This window comes from Rhizobium moroccans, from assembly GCF_057559155.1.
The window spans coordinates 55,055-70,622 of record NZ_JBHFJG010000001.1 but is presented as its reverse complement, the minus strand read 5'-3'; the positions used below and the strand labels follow the sequence as shown (position 1 = coordinate 70,622).

Sequence of the window (15,568 nt, the reverse complement as noted above, 5' to 3'; positions counted from 1 at the left end):
TCTCAAACATCGAAGAAAATGGTTTCGTTGTCGCCCTGTAGATGGATATCGAAGGTTACGGTATCCCCTTCCCTCTTTCCGATCAGTGTAGGCACGCGCACCCGATGCTCGATGCGCGAGAGTATCGGGTCCTCGCCATTCGCCGCCTCCTCGTCGGAGAAATACATGCGCGTGTTGAGCCCGATATTGATGCCGCGCGCAACGATCCAGAAATTCACATGCGGCGCCATCAGGCGGCCATCGCGGAAGGGCACCCGCCCGGGCTTGATCGTTTCGAACACGAATTCACCGGTCGCCATGTCGCCGGGGCAGCGGGCCCAGCCGAAGAAGTTCGGGTCCGCCTTGCCGCGGATTTCCGATGGGCTGTTGTAAAGGCCCTCCGCATCCGCTTGCCAGATTTCGATGAGCGCATCCTTGAGCGCCGTTCCGGCACCATCGTAGACATGGCCACGAATGGTGATCCGCTCGCCGCGGGTTTGATCGTTGATCATCGACCCGGAGCCGAGATCGGTCTCGTAGACCCCGTGAATGCCGGTGAAATTCGGCGTACAGCCGATATGGACATAGGGGCCCGCTGTCTGGGAAGCGGTTTCCTTGAGATATCCGAGCGGCTGGACCATGTCAGTTGCCCTCCATGCGGTTCTCGAACAGGGTCGAGCGGCGGCCGCGCAACACGATGTCGAACTTGTAGGCGCGCATATCGTGCGGAACGGTCGCGTTCATATCGAGCGGCGCGATCAGCCGTTTGATCGCCTCCTCGTCCGGGACTGTCTTCACGATGGGACATTTCCAGATCATCGGGTCACCCTCGAAATACATCTGCGTGATCAATCTCTGAGCAAAGCCATGGCCGAAGACGGAAAAATGGATATGGGCAGGGCGCCAGTCGTTGACACCGTTCGGCCATGGATAGGCGCCCGGCCGAACCGTCTTGAACCAGTAGAAACCGTTCTCGTCTGTGATCGTGCGTCCGAACCCACCGAAATTCGGATCGAGCGGCGCAAGATAGGTTTCCTTCTTGTGACGATAGCGCCCACCTGCATTGGCCTGCCAGAACTCCACGAGCGCACCGCCGATCCCGATGCCGCGCTCGTCCAGCACCCGGCCATGCACCAGGATGCGTTCACCGATCGGGCCTTCGCCCGACCTTGCATAGTTGACGAGGAGGTCGTTGTCGAACTCGTTGATGATGCTGTGACCGAAAACGGGGCCTGTGATCTCGCTGATCGTGCCTTCGAACGATATCAGCGCCCGCTGCGGCGAGCGCAGTACGGTCGTCTTGTACCACGGCGTATAGGCAGGCGGATGCATATCCCGGTCGCGGGCGAAGAAGGGCGTGGTTTCAGGTGGTGTGTTTTTCATTCGGTCTCTCCCCGGCATGGTCGGAAGTCGGCTGCTTAGCCTCCATTTCCGCATAGGCAGCCTTCGCCACCTTGAAGGCATGATTGGCCGCCGGAACGCCGGCATAGACTGCCACATGCAACAAGGCTTCGCGGATATCGTCCTTTGTCGCACCCGTATTGACGGTCGCACGCACATGCATGGCCATCTCGTCATATTGCCCGAGCGCGGCAAGCAACGCGATCGTCACCATCGAGCGCTCACGTTTCGTCCAGGCGGATCGTGACCAGAGCGTACCCCAGGCACCTTCCGTGATGAACCGCTGGAATGGCCCGTCGAAATCGGTTTCGCTCTCCAGAGCGCGGTCCACATGCGTATCGCCCAGCACCGCGCGGCGGGTCACCATGCCCTGCTTGTAGCGTTCGGAGCCTGCGGAAGAATCGGCCATGACGGTACCCTCAATTCAATTGACTGGCGAAGCCGCGGATAACCGCGGCGAAGGCAGCAGGCGCTTCCACGCAAGGAATATGCGCCGCACCTTCGATGATTTCGTATCGAGCGCCGGGAATGAGATCGGCAAGCGAGCGCACCAGTTCCGGCGGCGTCGAACCGTCTTCACGCCCGACGACGCAGAGCGTTGGGACGGCGATGCGGCGCGCTGCTTCAGTGAAATCCGCGTCGCGGATCGCAGCGCACGTGCCGCTGTAACCGAGTATCGGCTGCCGCATCAGCATGTTGCAATAGCCCTGATAGGCGGTGTTGCCGGCATTCCGGAAAGGCTGAGTGAACCACCGCGCCATGATGTCTTCCAGAACGCTGCCTATGCCATCGGCTTCGACCGCGGCGATGCGCTTGGCCCACATCTCGGGCGTGCCGATCTTATGCGCTGTATCGCAGAGCGCCAGGCCCTTCACGAGGTCGGGGCGGGTGGCATAGAGCCCCTGCGCAATAAGCCCTCCGACCGACAATCCGCAAACGATCACCCGAGAGAGCCCGAGATGATCGAGCAACCCTGCGAGATCGGCGACATGATCGTCGATCGAGTAGGGCGGATTGCCGAGATCGCTCAAGCCATGGCCGCGCTTATCGTAGGTCACGAGCGTGAAGTCATCGGCGAGCTTTGGCAGCACATGATGCCAAATCCGGCTGTCGGTTCCGAGCGAGTTCACGAAGACAATAACTGGCTTCTCCTCGCCGGCGCGCTGGATATCATATTGGATGACGATGTCGTTGATGCGTACAAACTGCATTGCCGCCTCCTCCGGCTTGTAAGATTGCAGTATCGATCCGGTTAGGTAAAATGATATTTCATCCCGAGTTTCTTAACTGCAAGGTTATGGGTTTTGATCGACTCCCGCGTCAAATTTCGACATCTGCATACATTCGTCGAGGTTGCGCGCCAGAAAAGCGTCGTCAAGGCGGCAGATCTCCTGAATATCAGCCAGCCGGCCGTGACCAAGACGATACGGGAGCTGGAAGAGGCGCTCGGGGTTGCGGTTTTCGAACGGGAAGGGCGCGGAATTCGGATAACCCGCTACGGCGAGGTCTTCCTGCGCCATGCGGGCGCGGCGCTGACCGCGCTTAGGCAGGGAATCGACTCGGTCTCCCAGGAATTGTTCGATTCCGCACCACCCGTCAGGGTCGGAGCGCTGCCGACGGTTTCCACCCGCATCATGCCACGCGCCATGTCGTTGTTCCTTGAGGAAAAAACCGGCAGCCGCATCAAGATCATCACCGGTGACAACGCGGTGCTGCTCGAACAGCTGCGGGTCGGAGATCTCGATCTCGTCGTCGGGCGGCTCGCAGCGCCAGAGCAGATGGCGGGCTTCTCCTTCGAACATCTCTATTCCGACCCGATCGTCTTTGCCGTCCGGGCGGGCCACCCGCTTCTACTGAGTAAGCGCTCGGTTTTCGAGGGTTTGGCCGACTACCCCATCCTGATGCCGACGCGCGGCTCCATCATCCGGCCGATCGTTGAGCAATTCCTGATAGCCAACGGCGTGGCAAGCCTGCCGACGCAGGTCGAAACCGTCTCGGATGCCTTTGGCCGCGCCTTTGTCAGGAAAACCGATGCGATCTGGATCATTTCCTCCGGCGTGATCGCGACGGACGTGGAAGACGGAATGCTCGCCATGCTGCCGATCGATACCAGCGAGACCAAGGGCCCCGTCGGCTTGACCATCAGGGCCGACGCCACCCCATCCACGCCGCAAACGATCCTGATGCAGACCTTGCGGCAGGCCGTCGAAGAAATCATGCCAATGAGATGAAGCGTGCCTCAAGCGGCGCTGAGTTCGGGAAACTTCCGCCGCAGTTCCTCGAATGAGCTACAGACTGCTTCATTGGCCCGCAGCGTGACTGAGATGTTGTCGGCCACATTCAATGTTTCTTCGAAATGCACTGGCACTTCCTCTCCACTCTGGCGCACCAGCATCGCCTCCTTGCGAAAGCCACGTTTCAACAGCCAATCGCGCGGCGCGGTGAGGCTGACTGCAACGTGGAAAGCACCATCATCTTCCTTCCGCGCCTTGAGCTTGTAAGTAACGGGCGACCTTTCGCCTCCGATGTCGATCTGCCCCGGATAGCCAACCTCCTTGAGATGTTCAGGCATGGTCCTGTGCTCCTCCATTCCTTAAGAACATCGAGGAAACCGGCGCTCGTTCGCTTTGTTCCGGCCGGAAAGCCGGCGAACGATCAAGACCCGTTGACGCCCGTTATCCCGCGTGATGAAACGGACGCGCCAGAGGGGGAGTGCCGGGATGGAAGACAGAAAATTTCTGGAAGCGCTGTTTACCGCTGCGGTGAAAGCCGCCGATCCGCTGACGGGCATCCGCAGGCACCTGCCGCAACCGCCGAAGAACGGCCGCACGATTGTGATCGGCGCCGGCAAGGGCGCCGCCCAGATGGCCGCCGCACTCGAAAGTCTCTGGTCCGGTCCGCTCTCGGGATTGGTGGTCACCCGCTACGGTTACGGCTGCCAAACCAAGGATATTGAGATCATCGAGGCTTCGCACCCGGTTCCGGACGCCGCGGGGCTTACCGCTACGAAACGGCTCGTGGAAACGATCTCCGGCCTCTCGGAAGACGATCTGGTGATCGCACTCGTCTGCGGCGGCGGTTCGGCGCTCCTGCCTGCCCCTCCCGAGGGCCTGACGCTCGAGAACGAGATCGCGCTCAATGAGGTGCTGCTCGCTTCGGGTGCGCCGATCTCAGCTATGAATGTGGTGCGCAAGCATCTGTCGACCATCAAGGGCGGCCGGCTCGCAGCCGCAACCAAGGCGCGGGTGGTCAGCCTCATCGTGTCCGACATTCCCGGCGATAACCCCGCATTTGTCGCCTCCGGACCGACCATACCCGATGGCACTACGAGGCATGATGCGCTGGCAATCGTCGAACAATACGGGCTTGGTCTCCCCGAGGCGATGATCGCGCATCTGAAATCGCCGGCGGCCGATGCGCCCCGACCGGACGACCCGATCTTTTCCCGCCACGAGTACCACATCATCGCTTCGGCGGCCGTCTCCCTGGAAGCAGCGGCCGACGTGGCGCGGGCGCATGGGATAACGCCCCATATCCTGTCGGATTCGGTGGAAGGCGAAGCGCGCGACGTGGCACTCGTGCATGCCGCCATCGCCCGCGAAGTAGCGTTGCGGGGCCGGCCGTTTGCCAAGCCGGCGGTTCTGCTCTCCGGCGGCGAAACGACCGTGACCCTCAGGAGCAAGGGAGGCAAGGGAGGCCGCAACGGCGAATTCGCACTCGCCTTGGCGCTTGCCGTCGATGGTCATGAGATCACCGCGCTTGCCGCCGATACGGATGGCATCGACGGGTCGGAAACCAATGCTGGCGCGTTTGTCGACGGTACGACAGCGCGAAGGCTGCGTGCCACCGGCCTCGACGGACGCAAGCTGCTCGACGGCAATGACAGCTTTTCCGGCTTTTCCGCAATCGGCGACCTGTTCACCACCGGTCCCACCGGCACGAACGTCAACGATTTCAGGGCGATTCTGGTCAGGTAAGAAACCGTACCGGCTACCGTCGGCCGGAAAACGGCTATTGCAGATGCGGCTTCTTCAAAAAGTCGTTTCGGTCAGCCGATTTGATCCGCAACCACGCCTCGCGGCCATTGCGTACCACCCGCATCGGGATTTCCGCTCCCGCCGGACCGCTCATCCAGATCTTGCGGTAGAAGTCGGCCAGGCCATCCACCTCTCCGTCGCGGATTTCCGAAATGATGTCGCCGCTCTGCAGACCCGCTTGCTCCGCCGGGCCTCCTTCGGTCACACTCATGACGACGACCTCGCCATTGCTTTCCGCAGAAAAGGCGCCGAGCCAAGGCCGGGGTGGCTTGTCCACCCGCCCCCGGTTGAGCAGATCGTCGAGTATGGGCTGCAGCAGGTTGATAGGCACGATCATGTTGATGTCGGCTATCTCCCCTGCCTGGCTCATCTGCAGGCGAAGCGACCCGATGCCGAGCAGCTTGCCTTCGTCATCGATGAGAGCCGCGCCTCCCCATGAAGGATGGGCAGGCGCAGTGAAGATCGCTTCGTCCAGCAGGTATTCCCAGTATCCGGCGAATTCCTGCTTGGCCACGATATAGGCCTGTACGAACTGGCCGATGCCGTCTGCCAGCAACACGGAATCGCCAAGCCCGGCTTTCGAGGAGTCGCCGAGCTTGAGCGCCGGCAGATCGAGCGGCGCGAGCGCCTGCACCAGTCCGAAGCCGGTTTCCTGGTCATAAGCGAGTGCGTGGGCAGGCACGACCAATCCGTCGCGCCGCGTCAGCCAGACCTCCTCCGCCTCGGTAATGAGATAGCCGATCGTGAGCACCAACCCATTTTCCCGGACAACGACGCCGCTTCCTTCCCGTCGGGTGCCGAGCGTACCGGCGGTAAAGGCATCTTCCGGGATTGTTGAGCGCACGGCCACGACGGACCGCAAAATTCTCTCGGTATCCATGATGAAATCCTGATAAGCGCGTATCGGGCTCGAATGACTTCAGAGGCCGAGGCGGCCGGTCATCGTTTTGTCTGTCTCGAGTTGTTCTCCCTACAATTATGGAGCCCGATGGCCGGGTGCAAGGCCAGTCGGAGCTTCCAAGCCGGGACGAAAGCAAGCAAGCCGCGTTCCCGCGGCTTGCTTGCGAGCGGCTTGGCCGCCCGTCAGTTCACCGAAGTCAGCGTCATGGAGGTTCCGGTCGCCGCGACGTTGAGGCCGAGCTGACCGGTCACGCTGACCGTCTGAAGATGGATAGAACCGGACGTGCCGCCGACAAGCACATTGGCCCCGATGCCCGCGCCCACGGTAGCCTCCGCGGTCGCTCCCTGATAGAGGCCGCTCAGTGAGCCATGATGATAGCCGGCGGTCGGTGCGAATACGGCCCAGATCAGCCGCGTGCGCGTGGTGAAGCCGAGATCGATGCCCATCTTGCGGACAGCGCCCGTATAATGGTCGATAGGCTCGCTACCCATTGCCGAACGGAAGACGCAGTCGGCTTCCTTGGCGGAGCCCAGCACGTAGCCCACACCGGAACCGATCGTGCAATCCAGATAGCCGATCCGGACTCCGCCGCGCTGATCCGGCTCTTCGGCGAGCGGGATAGAGTCTCGGCGGGAGATCACGTCGGCTGCAAAAGCTGCTCCGGCGCTGGAGAGGATCGGCAGGGCGGCAATCGCTATGGCAAATATCTTTTTCATCCCTGTACTCCTTTAGTGTTTGCCGCCCGTCGATTCTCTCGTTGCGAGCAGCCGGACAGCGATGAATAACGGATGTGGCGGAAGAATGATCCATTTCGCCGGGAACACGATTTGTCACGGCGATTGTTCCCGACGTGATGGTCGCACCTATCGCGCAAGCTCCGCCTGCCGCAATTTCTCCCGCTCCGTCTCGCGATATTCCCGCGGCGTCAGCCCGGTCCGCTTGCGGAAACAGCGGGAAAAATAGGCCGCATCCGCAAAACCGAGATTATCCGCGATGCGCTGTATGCTGTTGGGCGTGAAGACCAGGGCTCGCCGGGCCTCGTCGATCACCCGCGCCATTATCAGATCGTGGGTGCTCGAACCCGTCACCTCGCGCACCAGCCGGTTGAGATGCGTTGGGGAAAGGTTGAGGAGCCTGGCATAGGCCTCGGCCGGCAACTGCTCGCGAAAATGCCGGCCGATCAGCTCCTGCAGTACCTCGACCCGCATCTGGTTGATCTCGCGCGCTCCTTCTCCCGCCTGCGGAATGGCGGCGCGGCGCAGAAGCAGCAGAACCGAGACGAGATGCGCCTCGATGAGATCGTTGCGGCCGGTGCGCCGCCCGTCGAACTCCTCCAGGATGCGGCTGAAGGTCTCCCCCAGATAGGATGTATCGGAAGCCTCTGGATCGAGGACGACCAGCCGCGGTGACGCCAGCCAGTCTGCCGGCCGTTTCGAAAGGCCCGACGTCAGTCTGAGCTGGTCGGCAACGACGGTGATCACCATTCCATCGACATCCCGCGAGAAACGAAAGCCATGGCTGATCCCGGGCGGCACCACGGCCACGCAGGGCGGGCGAAACGGGAGGGTCTCGCCTTGCAGGAGAGCATCGCCCGATCCGTTCCGAATGTACAAGAGCTGAAAGAAGCTGTCGTGCCGATGCAGACCGATCTCCCATTGGTGCAAACTGCTGCGGGAGGCGATAGTCTCACAATGCATCCAGAAATCCGGTTTCCCGGAGCTTCGCTCTCCATAGAGGTCGTAAGTAGGAACCGACAAAACCATGCTATACTGCCCACCAAGATGTTCGTTTTGTCCCATTAGTTGCGCGAAAAGTCCATTCTGGCGCGCCCGCTCTCCGCTTAGCATGAGGAAGAACTCGGGAGGTTCTCATGCGCACCAAAGTCGCCATAATCGGCTCCGGCCCGTCCGGTCTGCTGCTCGGACAGCTACTCGCCAATGCGGGCATCGACAACATCATTCTCGATCGCGTCAGCAAAGATTACATTCTCGGACGCGTGCGGGCGGGCGTGCTGGAGGAAGGCACCGTCGACCTGCTTGACCAGGCAGGAGCCGGTGCCAGCATGCACCGGGAAGGTCTTCCGCATGACGGCTTTTCACTTGCATTCGATGGCCGAGACCACCGCATCGACCTATACGGGCTGACGGGCAAGCACGTGATGGTCTACGGACAGACGGAACTCACCCACGACCTTATGGACAAGCGCGAGGCGACCGGCGGGATCAGCATCTACGAAGCTGCCAATGTTACCCCCCATGATTTCGATGGCGGAATCCCTTATGTGACCTACGAGAAGGACGGCACCACCCGCCGCATCGATTGCGACTTCATAGCCGGCTGCGACGGCTATCACGGCGTCAGCCGCAAATCCGTGCCCGAAAGCGCCCTCCGGATCTTCGAGAAAGTTTATCCTTTCGGCTGGCTCGGCGTCCTTGCCGAGGTGCAGCCCGTCAGCCCGGAGCTGATCTACGCCAATCACCCGCGGGGTTTTGCTCTCTGTTCGATGCGCTCGCACACCCGCAGCCGCTATTACATCCAGTGTCCGCTCGACGATAAAATCGAGAAATGGCCGGACGATCGCTTTTATGACGAGCTGCGCCGCCGCTTGCCCACAGAACATGCCGAGGCCATGGTGACCGCCCCTTCCTTCGAAAAATCGATCGCTCCGCTTCGCTCCTTCGTCGCGGAGCCTATGCGTTTCGGCAGGCTGTTCCTGGCGGGCGACGCCGCCCATATTGTCCCTCCGACCGGCGCCAAGGGGCTCAATCTCGCGGCCAGCGACGTGCATTATCTTTTCGAGAGTCTGCGGGAATATTACGGCGAGAAATCAACCGCCGGCATCGATGCCTATTCCGAACGTGCGCTCAAGCGGGTCTGGAAGGCAGTACGCTTCTCATGGTCGATGACGACCCTGCTGCATCGTTTTCCCGACACCGGCGAATTCGGCCAGAAAATCCAGGAAGCCGAGCTCGATTATCTCGTCCATTCGACTGCTGCTTCCACGGCGCTGGCCGAAAATTACGTGGGTCTGCCGTATTGAACGCACCGATCAAGGATCGATATAGCCTATCGTCCGGATCCTGACGTCCCTGGCACCGGGATCTTGCGAAAACAGGAGAGCCCCGGAGGATTTCGATTCAGCCGGCACATAGTCGAAGGTGACCTCCGCATCTTCCGCCACTTCGCCGCCATCGACGATCTCGCCACGCACCACCACGGCGGCAGCCGTGGTGGTCGCGCGATTGGCGATGTCGAACTCCACCCGGTAACCACCCGCAACCACGCCGCGCCGGGTAACCTCTATCGAAAACTCGGGCGGCGCGCCGTCCTCCATCCACGCCTCCTTGGCGATCCAGGCAATCATCAAGAGGACCAAAAGGGTGGAGATTGTTCCGGTCGCCCATTCGACCCAATGCGGCTCATCCGCTTCGGTATGCCGGTTCCGAACCGTCTTCGTCATGTCACACTCGCTTACAGGATGAGGCGGGCCGCGGCGGCCCCGATCGCGGCAGGAAAGGAGAGAACGATACCTGACATCAGGATCGGCGTGGGTGCCGCATGGTCGAGCCCGATGGTCCACAGCACATACAGGCTGATCAGGACGGCGACCATGTAGCCAGGCAGCGTGAAGCGGAAAAGCGCATGCCACCAGGGCGTTTCCTCGGCCATCTCGTGAGCGCCCCGAAAGGCCACGGCATAGACGAACCCATGCATGATGGCGATCGACAACAGGATCAAGCCCAGCGCATGTAGCGGTGTCATCTTGTAGGAGATGAGGATGATCTCCTCCGTCGGCGCCACGTTGAGGCTGAGAAACAGTGCGCCCACGCCCATCAGGAAAAGCTCCCGGGCGTAGCTGGTCGACATCTCGTTCGGCACGATATCGTGGTCTCCTTGCCTTTCCGCCTCGTCCTCCTGTTCCTCCTCGTCGTTGCGATGGGAACCGAGTTGCGAACGCCCGAGCAAGGCGCCGATACTGGCCGGCACCGCCTGCATAGCAATCTTGCCGATGACTTCCGAGGGAGGCATTTCGGTAGTGATGTTGCCGAGCAGGAACAGGATGACGGCGCTTATGACGATGGCGATACCATAGGCGATCATCGCATCGCGAAAAGCCTCCCGCCAGGTAAAGGTTTCCTCGAAGCCGATGCGATGGGCGAGCAGGACGAGCAGCGGGATATTGACCAAGAGCAGCAGGAGCAGGCGCGAACGGCTGATGTAGAAGCCGAGATGCCAGAGTTCCATGGTCATCAGCATGGGAATGCCGAAGATCATCGCTCCGGCAGCGCCGCGCCCGAGGCCGATGAGGAAATGGCGGCTTCGACGCCTCTTGTCCACGCTCTTCCCGACCCTGGTCATCATCGCTGATCCACACCTATCCAAGTCCGTTACGGACCGTTTCGTCCGCAAGGAAGATAGGTGGGCTCCGTCAATTGACCAGAATGGATGTAGGGAACGCCCGCCTCAGTGGATGGTTGGGAATGGCTGGCGCATTTTCCCGGTGACGCATGGACCTTACCTCGCCCTTTATGGCCGATCCTGATCAAACCGTCGAAGACGGAAAGGATGCGCTGAGCGGTACTCTTGACCGCAACATCCAGGCGCTGCTCGATAGACGTGCGCGGGATGCCGGAAAAGCCTCGCTGGAGGCGCGGATAGCCGATCGCATCACCCGTTTTGCCGGCAGCATGACCTTCGTCTATCTGCATGTCGCGATCTTCGGGCTTTGGATTCTCGTTAATCTCGGCCTGTTGCCCTTTGTTCCGGTTTTCGATCCCTCGCTGGTCATTCTGGCCATGGTCGCCTCGGTGGAGGCGATCTTCCTTTCCACCTTCGTGTTGATCAGCCAGAACCGCATGGCGGCCGCAGACGATGAACGTGCGGACCTGAACCTTCAGATTTCTCTGCTGCACGAACATGAAACGACGCGGTTGATCGCTCTCGTCTCCCGGCTGGCACGAAAGCTGGAGGTCGATGTCGACGAGGATATCGACGAGTTGAAGCATGACGTGCTGCCGGAGAAGGTTCTCGACAAGATCGAACGGGAAAAAGACGGCAAGGACGGCCTGTGAGGCAAACCGTCAGCGGTCGAGAAAGTCCTGCCACATGCGCTCGCCGACAGTGCAATCGACGGACGGATCGGCGGCGATCCTTCTCACCTCGGGCTCAGGTGTCAATCCGCTGATCTCCAGCACCAGCTTCCGCCGGATGGCGACGGCGAAGTCTTCGACCTTGTGAACCGGCAACACGAAGGCGCCCGGCCCGCCGATGACGCAATCGCCGTAATACTTGTCGAGACCGCCTGGCGTTCCCGATGGGCGCAGCATGATTGCCAGGCCGTTGATGACGATGCCCGCCTCGATCGCCTTCTCGCGTATCGGAACCACCGGCTGGCCGATATTGTTGGGACCGTCGCCCGAAACGTCGATCACCTGACGCATGCCTTCGAAGGAATTGGCGACGATCATCGTCGTACCCTGGGCTATCGCCGCCGAAATGGAGGTACGGCGCTGGGTGGAGATCGGCCGCGCTTCCAGCCTTGCGGCAAACGCCGCCGCGTCCGCCTCATCTTCGATCACCTGCCAGTCGATGACGGAATCGGGGACGACCTCGCCTGCCCACTCGAAATAGCTGATGGCGATCTTGCCGATCAGCCCGTTCCTCACCGCATCCATGAACTCCCGATGCCTGAGCGCCTCGACATAGCCCTCGCGCTGGATGCGGACTTCCTCGAAATCCATGGAGCGGGACGTGTCCACTGCAAGGACGAGTTCCACATCCACTTGTCCTCCCGCCTGTGCGATCACCGGACCGGAGGACAGACTCATGAGTATCGCGAGTGTTGTAAGCATGGGCGATCCAATCACTGCGTTGAGTTCGCAAAATGTAACACAGGATGGAACGACGGCGACATTCCACGCCGAAGGCAGCTTCAACTTTCGGTGATTGGCTCTTCGGAAGTTAAAGGCGGATCGCGGAGAATGGCCGCCGAAGCAACCGGATCATTTCCTAAGGATTACCCAGAGCGCATGCACGATGCCCGGCAGCCAGCCGAGCAGGGTCAAAAGAATGTTCAACCAGAACTGAAGGCCGAGGCCCACCTGCAGGAAAACGCCGAGCGGCGGCAGGAGGATGGCGAGAAGGATGCGGACGATGTCCAATGGCGCCTCCGGATCGAATTGATTGCGTCGGATAACGTGCTGCAAGGCATATGGTTTCCCCACGCATGGCGTGTTTGGCCTGAAAAGCACCTCATCGGCTAAGGTCGATACGGCTCGTCACCACCGATTTGCCGCTTTGCGGATCGCGGTCGATGGTTTGAAGCCGAACCCGGTCATTGCCGATCTTTTCGATGGTCATGTTTGCTGCACGATCGCCGTTCACCGGTTTGGCCCACCGGACGGCAAGATTGATGGCCGTCCCCTGCCGCCTTCCCGAAAGCGACGAGGGCTGCCCCCCGGGACCGACATAGGTGCCGCTGTAGCGTTGCTGACCGGAAACCTGAAGATTTGCGGAAATGCTGCGCCGGACGACCAGTAGGCCCCGGCAATTCCCTTGCATCGACAGTGAAGACGAGCCGGTCGAAAACGCCAGGCTGCACCTCACATTGACCGGATTGGCGCCGATCTTGGTCAGCACCATACCTCTGCCATTCCAATTGCCTTCGAAGGACCTCAGGAAATCGCTTTCCGTTGCCGGTGCGAGCGACGAATACAGCATGGCGGCGGCGAACGCGCCGGAAGAAAGGCAAAACCGCATGATCGGGCCCCATCTCGTTGATTTCTCATCGAACGCAGGACGCCTTCTCGGGTTCCAATCGCTTTCACCACATGGCGTGAAAGTGCTGCACCGGGCCATGCCCCGAGCCGACGGTAAGTCTATTCGCCTGTGCTATCGCATCGGAGAGATACCGTTTGGCAAGCGCTATGGCTTCAGTCGCATGAGCTCCCTTGCCGAGCTCCGCGGCAATCGCGCTTGAGAGGGTGCAGCCGGTTCCATGTGTGTTGCGCGTTGGTGTTCTCTGGGCCTCGAACCAGACGAGGCCATCGGCGCTGGCGAGGACGTCGGGACTTTCGGTACCGGGCAGATGACCCCCTTTGACCAGAACCGCGCCCGGACCCAGCGCGCGCAAACGTTCCGCCTGCGTGGCCATATCCTGGCGGCTTTCCGCAACTTCCTCACCAAGCAGCGCCGCCGCCTCCGGCAGGTTGGGAGTAATGACCGTGGCGAGCGGCAGCAGCTTGCGGGTGACGACCGCGACAGCATCGCTCGAAAGCAGCGGTGCACCGCCCTTGGCGATCATCACCGGATCGAGCACGATCGGCATGCCGCGGTTAGGTGCCAGCGCATCGGCCACGGCTTCTGCGATCGCGGCATTGGCGATCATGCCGATCTTGACCGCATCGACGCGAATATCTGCAAAGATCGCCCGAATCTGATCCGCGACGAAGCCCGGCGGCACGGCATGCACTCCGCTTACCCCTTGCGTGTTTTGCGCCGTCAACGCCGTCAGAACCGCCATGCCATAGGTGCCGCGCGCGGAAAACGTCTTGAGATCCGCCTGAATGCCGGCGCCGCCGGAAGGATCGGAGCCGGCGATGGAAAGGATATTACAGATCATCGGCGTGCCTTCCGGATTTCGCGCATCAGGTGTTCGGCGGCCGCTTTCGGATCAGGCTCACCGCAGATCGCGGAAACCACCGCGACGCCGGCCGCACCCGCCGCAAGCGCGGGAGCCACATGCTCAGCCTTGATCCCGCCGATCGCGACGGAGGGCACGGACGAAATACCGACGAGTTTTCTCAACCCTTCGAAGCCGATCGCGGGCGCGTGTTCCGGCTTGGTCGATGTCGGAAAGACAGGGCCGATGCCGGCATAATCGACGAAGACTGCGTCTGCCGGGATCGCCTCTTTGCCGGTTTGCACCGATAGACCCAGGATCATGTCCGGACCGATCAGCGCGCGGGCGGCCTCCGCCGAAATATCGTCCTGCCCCACGTGCAGGCCCTCCGCACCGATCGCAATCGCCGCCTCTGCGTCGTCGTTCACGATCAGCGGCACACCGCTGCCGGCAAGGGTCGCCTTCAGCGCTCGCCCGGTTTCTATCATTCTTCCGGTATCGACATGCTTGTCGCGAAGCTGCACCATGGTTACGCCGCCCGAAACCGCAAGGCGGCCGTTTCCACCATGCCGATCGCCTGGCAGAGATCGGGATCGAGAACGAGGTAGAGCGAAAGATCGAAGCTTTTCTTCATGCGATGGTGATCCCGGCTTTTGCATCCAGCGTTTCGTCGGTGAGAGCGGAAAGCTGATCGAGGAAAAGAGGAGAGAAGGAACCGGGACCCGAAGCCTTTCGGGCCGCCTCTTCGCCGGCGACGGCGAAGGTCGCGAGCGCAGCAACCGCTGCACCAAAAGGATATGCAGGCGTCACGGCTGCAAAAGCGCCGATGAGGCAGGTGAGCGAGCAACCCAGCGCGGTAACCTTCGGCATGAGAGCCGAACCGCCGGCGATGCGCACGGCATCGCGGCCGTCAGTGACGAAATCCACCGCGCCGGTAACCGCGACCGTGCAGCCGTGCTGTTTCGCAAGCGCGCGGGCCGAACCTTCGGCGACGTCAACGCTGTCGCCGCTGTCCACGCCCTGGCCACTCGCCGGTCCGCCCGCAAGCGCCATAATCTCGGAAGCATTACCCCGGATGATGGTCGGCTTCAGCGCAATCAGCTCCGCCGTGACACTGCGACGGAAGCCGGTGGCATAATGCGCAACCGGATCGAGCACCCAGGGCTTGCCGGCCTTCCCGGCTGCCGTTGCCGCGTTCTTCATGCCCCCGATCCAATCGCCGGAAAGCGTGCCGATATTGATCGTCAGAGCTCCAGCGATACCGGCAAATTCGCCTGCCTCTTCCTCCGCGCTCACCATGGCGGGCGAAGCGCCCGCGGCGAGCATCACATTGGCCGCGATGTTCATCGCCACATAATTGGTGATGCATTGCACGAGAGGATTTGCGGCGCGCATGGCCGCCAGCATCTGACCGGGTGTGGGTCCTGTCCTATCCATTGTCGCCCTTCTTCACGAGGCGGGCGGCGCGGGCCACGAACATCCTTTGGGATATGGCCCGAACGACTCCCTCCGCCAGCATGATCTGGTTCAGGTTCAAAGGGTGCTTCTCAGCCCGGCTTTGCCGGACGCCCCTGTCTGCGGGTAGGTTTACAGCAAGTCGGGTGGGTGTCACAAGCTGTTTGCGAAGAT

Annotated in this window: 19 protein-coding genes, 1 pseudogene and 1 riboswitch; of the genes and pseudogenes, 4 read left to right on the top strand and 16 right to left on the bottom strand. The window is 61.2% G+C overall.

Annotated elements, in window-relative coordinates:
• Positions 1-2: 2 nt before the first annotated feature.
• The 4 genes from pcaG to pcaD are packed head-to-tail and all read right to left on the bottom strand — an operon-like array spanning position 3 to position 2,591.
• Positions 3-620, bottom strand: coding sequence for a protocatechuate 3,4-dioxygenase subunit alpha (gene pcaG / locus ACE04I_RS00360; protein ID WP_046796148.1), 618 nt, complete (start codon positions 618-620; stop codon positions 3-5).
• Between the two features lies 1 nt (position 621).
• On the bottom strand, positions 622-1,362 hold the full coding sequence (pcaH, locus tag ACE04I_RS00355; RefSeq protein WP_487206300.1) for a protocatechuate 3,4-dioxygenase subunit beta: 741 nt from the start codon (positions 1,360-1,362) through the stop codon (positions 622-624).
• On the bottom strand, positions 1,343-1,789 hold the full coding sequence (gene pcaC, locus ACE04I_RS00350) for a 4-carboxymuconolactone decarboxylase (protein WP_487206299.1): 447 nt from the start codon (positions 1,787-1,789) through the stop codon (positions 1,343-1,345). The genes pcaH and pcaC overlap by 20 nt, the downstream gene beginning before the upstream one ends.
• A gap of 10 nt (positions 1,790-1,799) precedes the next feature.
• Positions 1,800-2,591 carry a 3-oxoadipate enol-lactonase gene (gene pcaD, locus ACE04I_RS00345; RefSeq protein ID WP_487206298.1) on the bottom strand — a complete coding sequence of 264 codons (792 nt, stop codon included), beginning with the start codon at positions 2,589-2,591 and terminating at the stop codon, positions 1,800-1,802.
• Between the two features lie 93 nt (positions 2,592-2,684).
• Between pcaD and pcaQ the strand changes: the two genes are divergently transcribed.
• A complete protein-coding gene (gene pcaQ / locus ACE04I_RS00340) occupies positions 2,685-3,611 on the top strand; it encodes a pca operon transcription factor PcaQ (RefSeq protein ID WP_046796144.1) in 927 nt (308 codons plus the stop codon).
• Positions 3,612-3,619: 8 nt separating this feature from the next.
• Here pcaQ and ACE04I_RS00335 read toward each other — a convergent pair whose 3' ends face one another.
• A complete protein-coding gene (locus ACE04I_RS00335; RefSeq protein ID WP_487206297.1) occupies positions 3,620-3,952 on the bottom strand; it encodes a hypothetical protein in 333 nt (110 codons plus the stop codon).
• Positions 3,953-4,100: 148 nt separating this feature from the next.
• On the opposite strand from ACE04I_RS00335, the gene ACE04I_RS00330 reads away from it, so the two are divergent.
• Positions 4,101-5,357 (top strand): glycerate kinase type-2 family protein, encoded by a 1,257-nt coding sequence (locus tag ACE04I_RS00330; RefSeq protein WP_487206296.1) that lies wholly within the window; start codon positions 4,101-4,103, stop codon positions 5,355-5,357.
• A 34-nt stretch (positions 5,358-5,391) separates the two neighbouring features.
• Here the strand turns inward: ACE04I_RS00330 and ACE04I_RS00325 are convergent, their stop codons facing one another.
• From ACE04I_RS00325 to ACE04I_RS00315, 3 genes are all read right to left on the bottom strand, one after another.
• Positions 5,392-6,297, bottom strand: a complete 906-nt coding sequence (locus ACE04I_RS00325; protein WP_046796141.1) for a S1C family serine protease — start codon at positions 6,295-6,297, stop codon at positions 5,392-5,394.
• A 203-nt stretch (positions 6,298-6,500) separates the two neighbouring features.
• A complete protein-coding gene (locus ACE04I_RS00320) occupies positions 6,501-7,034 on the bottom strand; it encodes a DUF992 domain-containing protein (RefSeq protein WP_046796140.1) in 534 nt (177 codons plus the stop codon).
• 147 nt (positions 7,035-7,181) lie between these two features.
• Entirely contained in the window at positions 7,182-8,015 is an 834-nt protein-coding gene (locus ACE04I_RS00315) for a helix-turn-helix domain-containing protein (RefSeq protein ID WP_487206295.1), read from the bottom strand.
• 173 nt (positions 8,016-8,188) lie between these two features.
• Here ACE04I_RS00315 and pobA point away from each other — a divergent pair, with 173 nt between their 5' ends.
• Positions 8,189-9,358: a 4-hydroxybenzoate 3-monooxygenase gene (gene pobA / locus ACE04I_RS00310; protein ID WP_487206294.1), complete on the top strand. Its 1,170-nt coding sequence runs from the start codon at positions 8,189-8,191 to the stop codon at positions 9,356-9,358.
• A gap of 9 nt (positions 9,359-9,367) precedes the next feature.
• Here pobA and ACE04I_RS00305 read toward each other — a convergent pair whose 3' ends face one another.
• Both ACE04I_RS00305 and ACE04I_RS00300 read right to left on the bottom strand, forming a co-directional pair.
• Complete coding sequence (locus ACE04I_RS00305; RefSeq protein ID WP_487206293.1) at positions 9,368-9,778, bottom strand: TIGR02588 family protein; 411 nt, start codon at positions 9,776-9,778, stop codon at positions 9,368-9,370.
• A gap of 11 nt (positions 9,779-9,789) precedes the next feature.
• The gene (locus ACE04I_RS00300) at positions 9,790-10,680 is read right to left on the bottom strand and encodes a TIGR02587 family membrane protein (RefSeq protein ID WP_487206292.1); all 891 of its coding nucleotides are present in this window, start codon (positions 10,678-10,680) and stop codon (positions 9,790-9,792) included.
• A gap of 167 nt (positions 10,681-10,847) precedes the next feature.
• Between ACE04I_RS00300 and ACE04I_RS00295 the strand changes: the two genes are divergently transcribed.
• Positions 10,848-11,390: a DUF1003 domain-containing protein gene (locus ACE04I_RS00295; protein WP_487206426.1), complete on the top strand. Its 543-nt coding sequence runs from the start codon at positions 10,848-10,850 to the stop codon at positions 11,388-11,390.
• Between the two features lie 9 nt (positions 11,391-11,399).
• Here ACE04I_RS00295 and ACE04I_RS00290 read toward each other — a convergent pair whose 3' ends face one another.
• From ACE04I_RS00290 to thiM, 6 genes and pseudogenes are all read right to left on the bottom strand, one after another.
• A complete protein-coding gene (locus tag ACE04I_RS00290) occupies positions 11,400-12,170 on the bottom strand; it encodes a DUF1194 domain-containing protein (RefSeq protein WP_487206291.1) in 771 nt (256 codons plus the stop codon).
• Positions 12,171-12,320: 150 nt separating this feature from the next.
• Positions 12,321-12,479 carry a YqaE/Pmp3 family membrane protein gene (locus ACE04I_RS00285; RefSeq protein ID WP_046796404.1) on the bottom strand — a complete coding sequence of 53 codons (159 nt, stop codon included), beginning with the start codon at positions 12,477-12,479 and terminating at the stop codon, positions 12,321-12,323.
• Positions 12,480-12,570: 91 nt separating this feature from the next.
• On the bottom strand, positions 12,571-13,077 hold the full coding sequence (locus ACE04I_RS00280) for a hypothetical protein (protein ID WP_487206290.1): 507 nt from the start codon (positions 13,075-13,077) through the stop codon (positions 12,571-12,573).
• A 64-nt stretch (positions 13,078-13,141) separates the two neighbouring features.
• Positions 13,142-13,939 carry a bifunctional hydroxymethylpyrimidine kinase/phosphomethylpyrimidine kinase gene (gene thiD, locus ACE04I_RS00275; RefSeq protein ID WP_487206289.1) on the bottom strand — a complete coding sequence of 266 codons (798 nt, stop codon included), beginning with the start codon at positions 13,937-13,939 and terminating at the stop codon, positions 13,142-13,144.
• Positions 13,936-14,573: pseudogene (thiE, locus tag ACE04I_RS00270) on the bottom strand (thiamine phosphate synthase). Before thiE ends, thiD begins: the two are co-directional and overlap by 4 nt.
• Positions 14,570-15,376, bottom strand: coding sequence for a hydroxyethylthiazole kinase (gene thiM, locus ACE04I_RS00265; protein WP_487206288.1), 807 nt, complete (start codon positions 15,374-15,376; stop codon positions 14,570-14,572). Before thiM ends, thiE begins: the two are co-directional and overlap by 4 nt.
• 50 nt (positions 15,377-15,426) lie before the next feature.
• Positions 15,427-15,522, bottom strand: a riboswitch (TPP riboswitch).
• Positions 15,523-15,568: the final 46 nt, after the last annotated feature.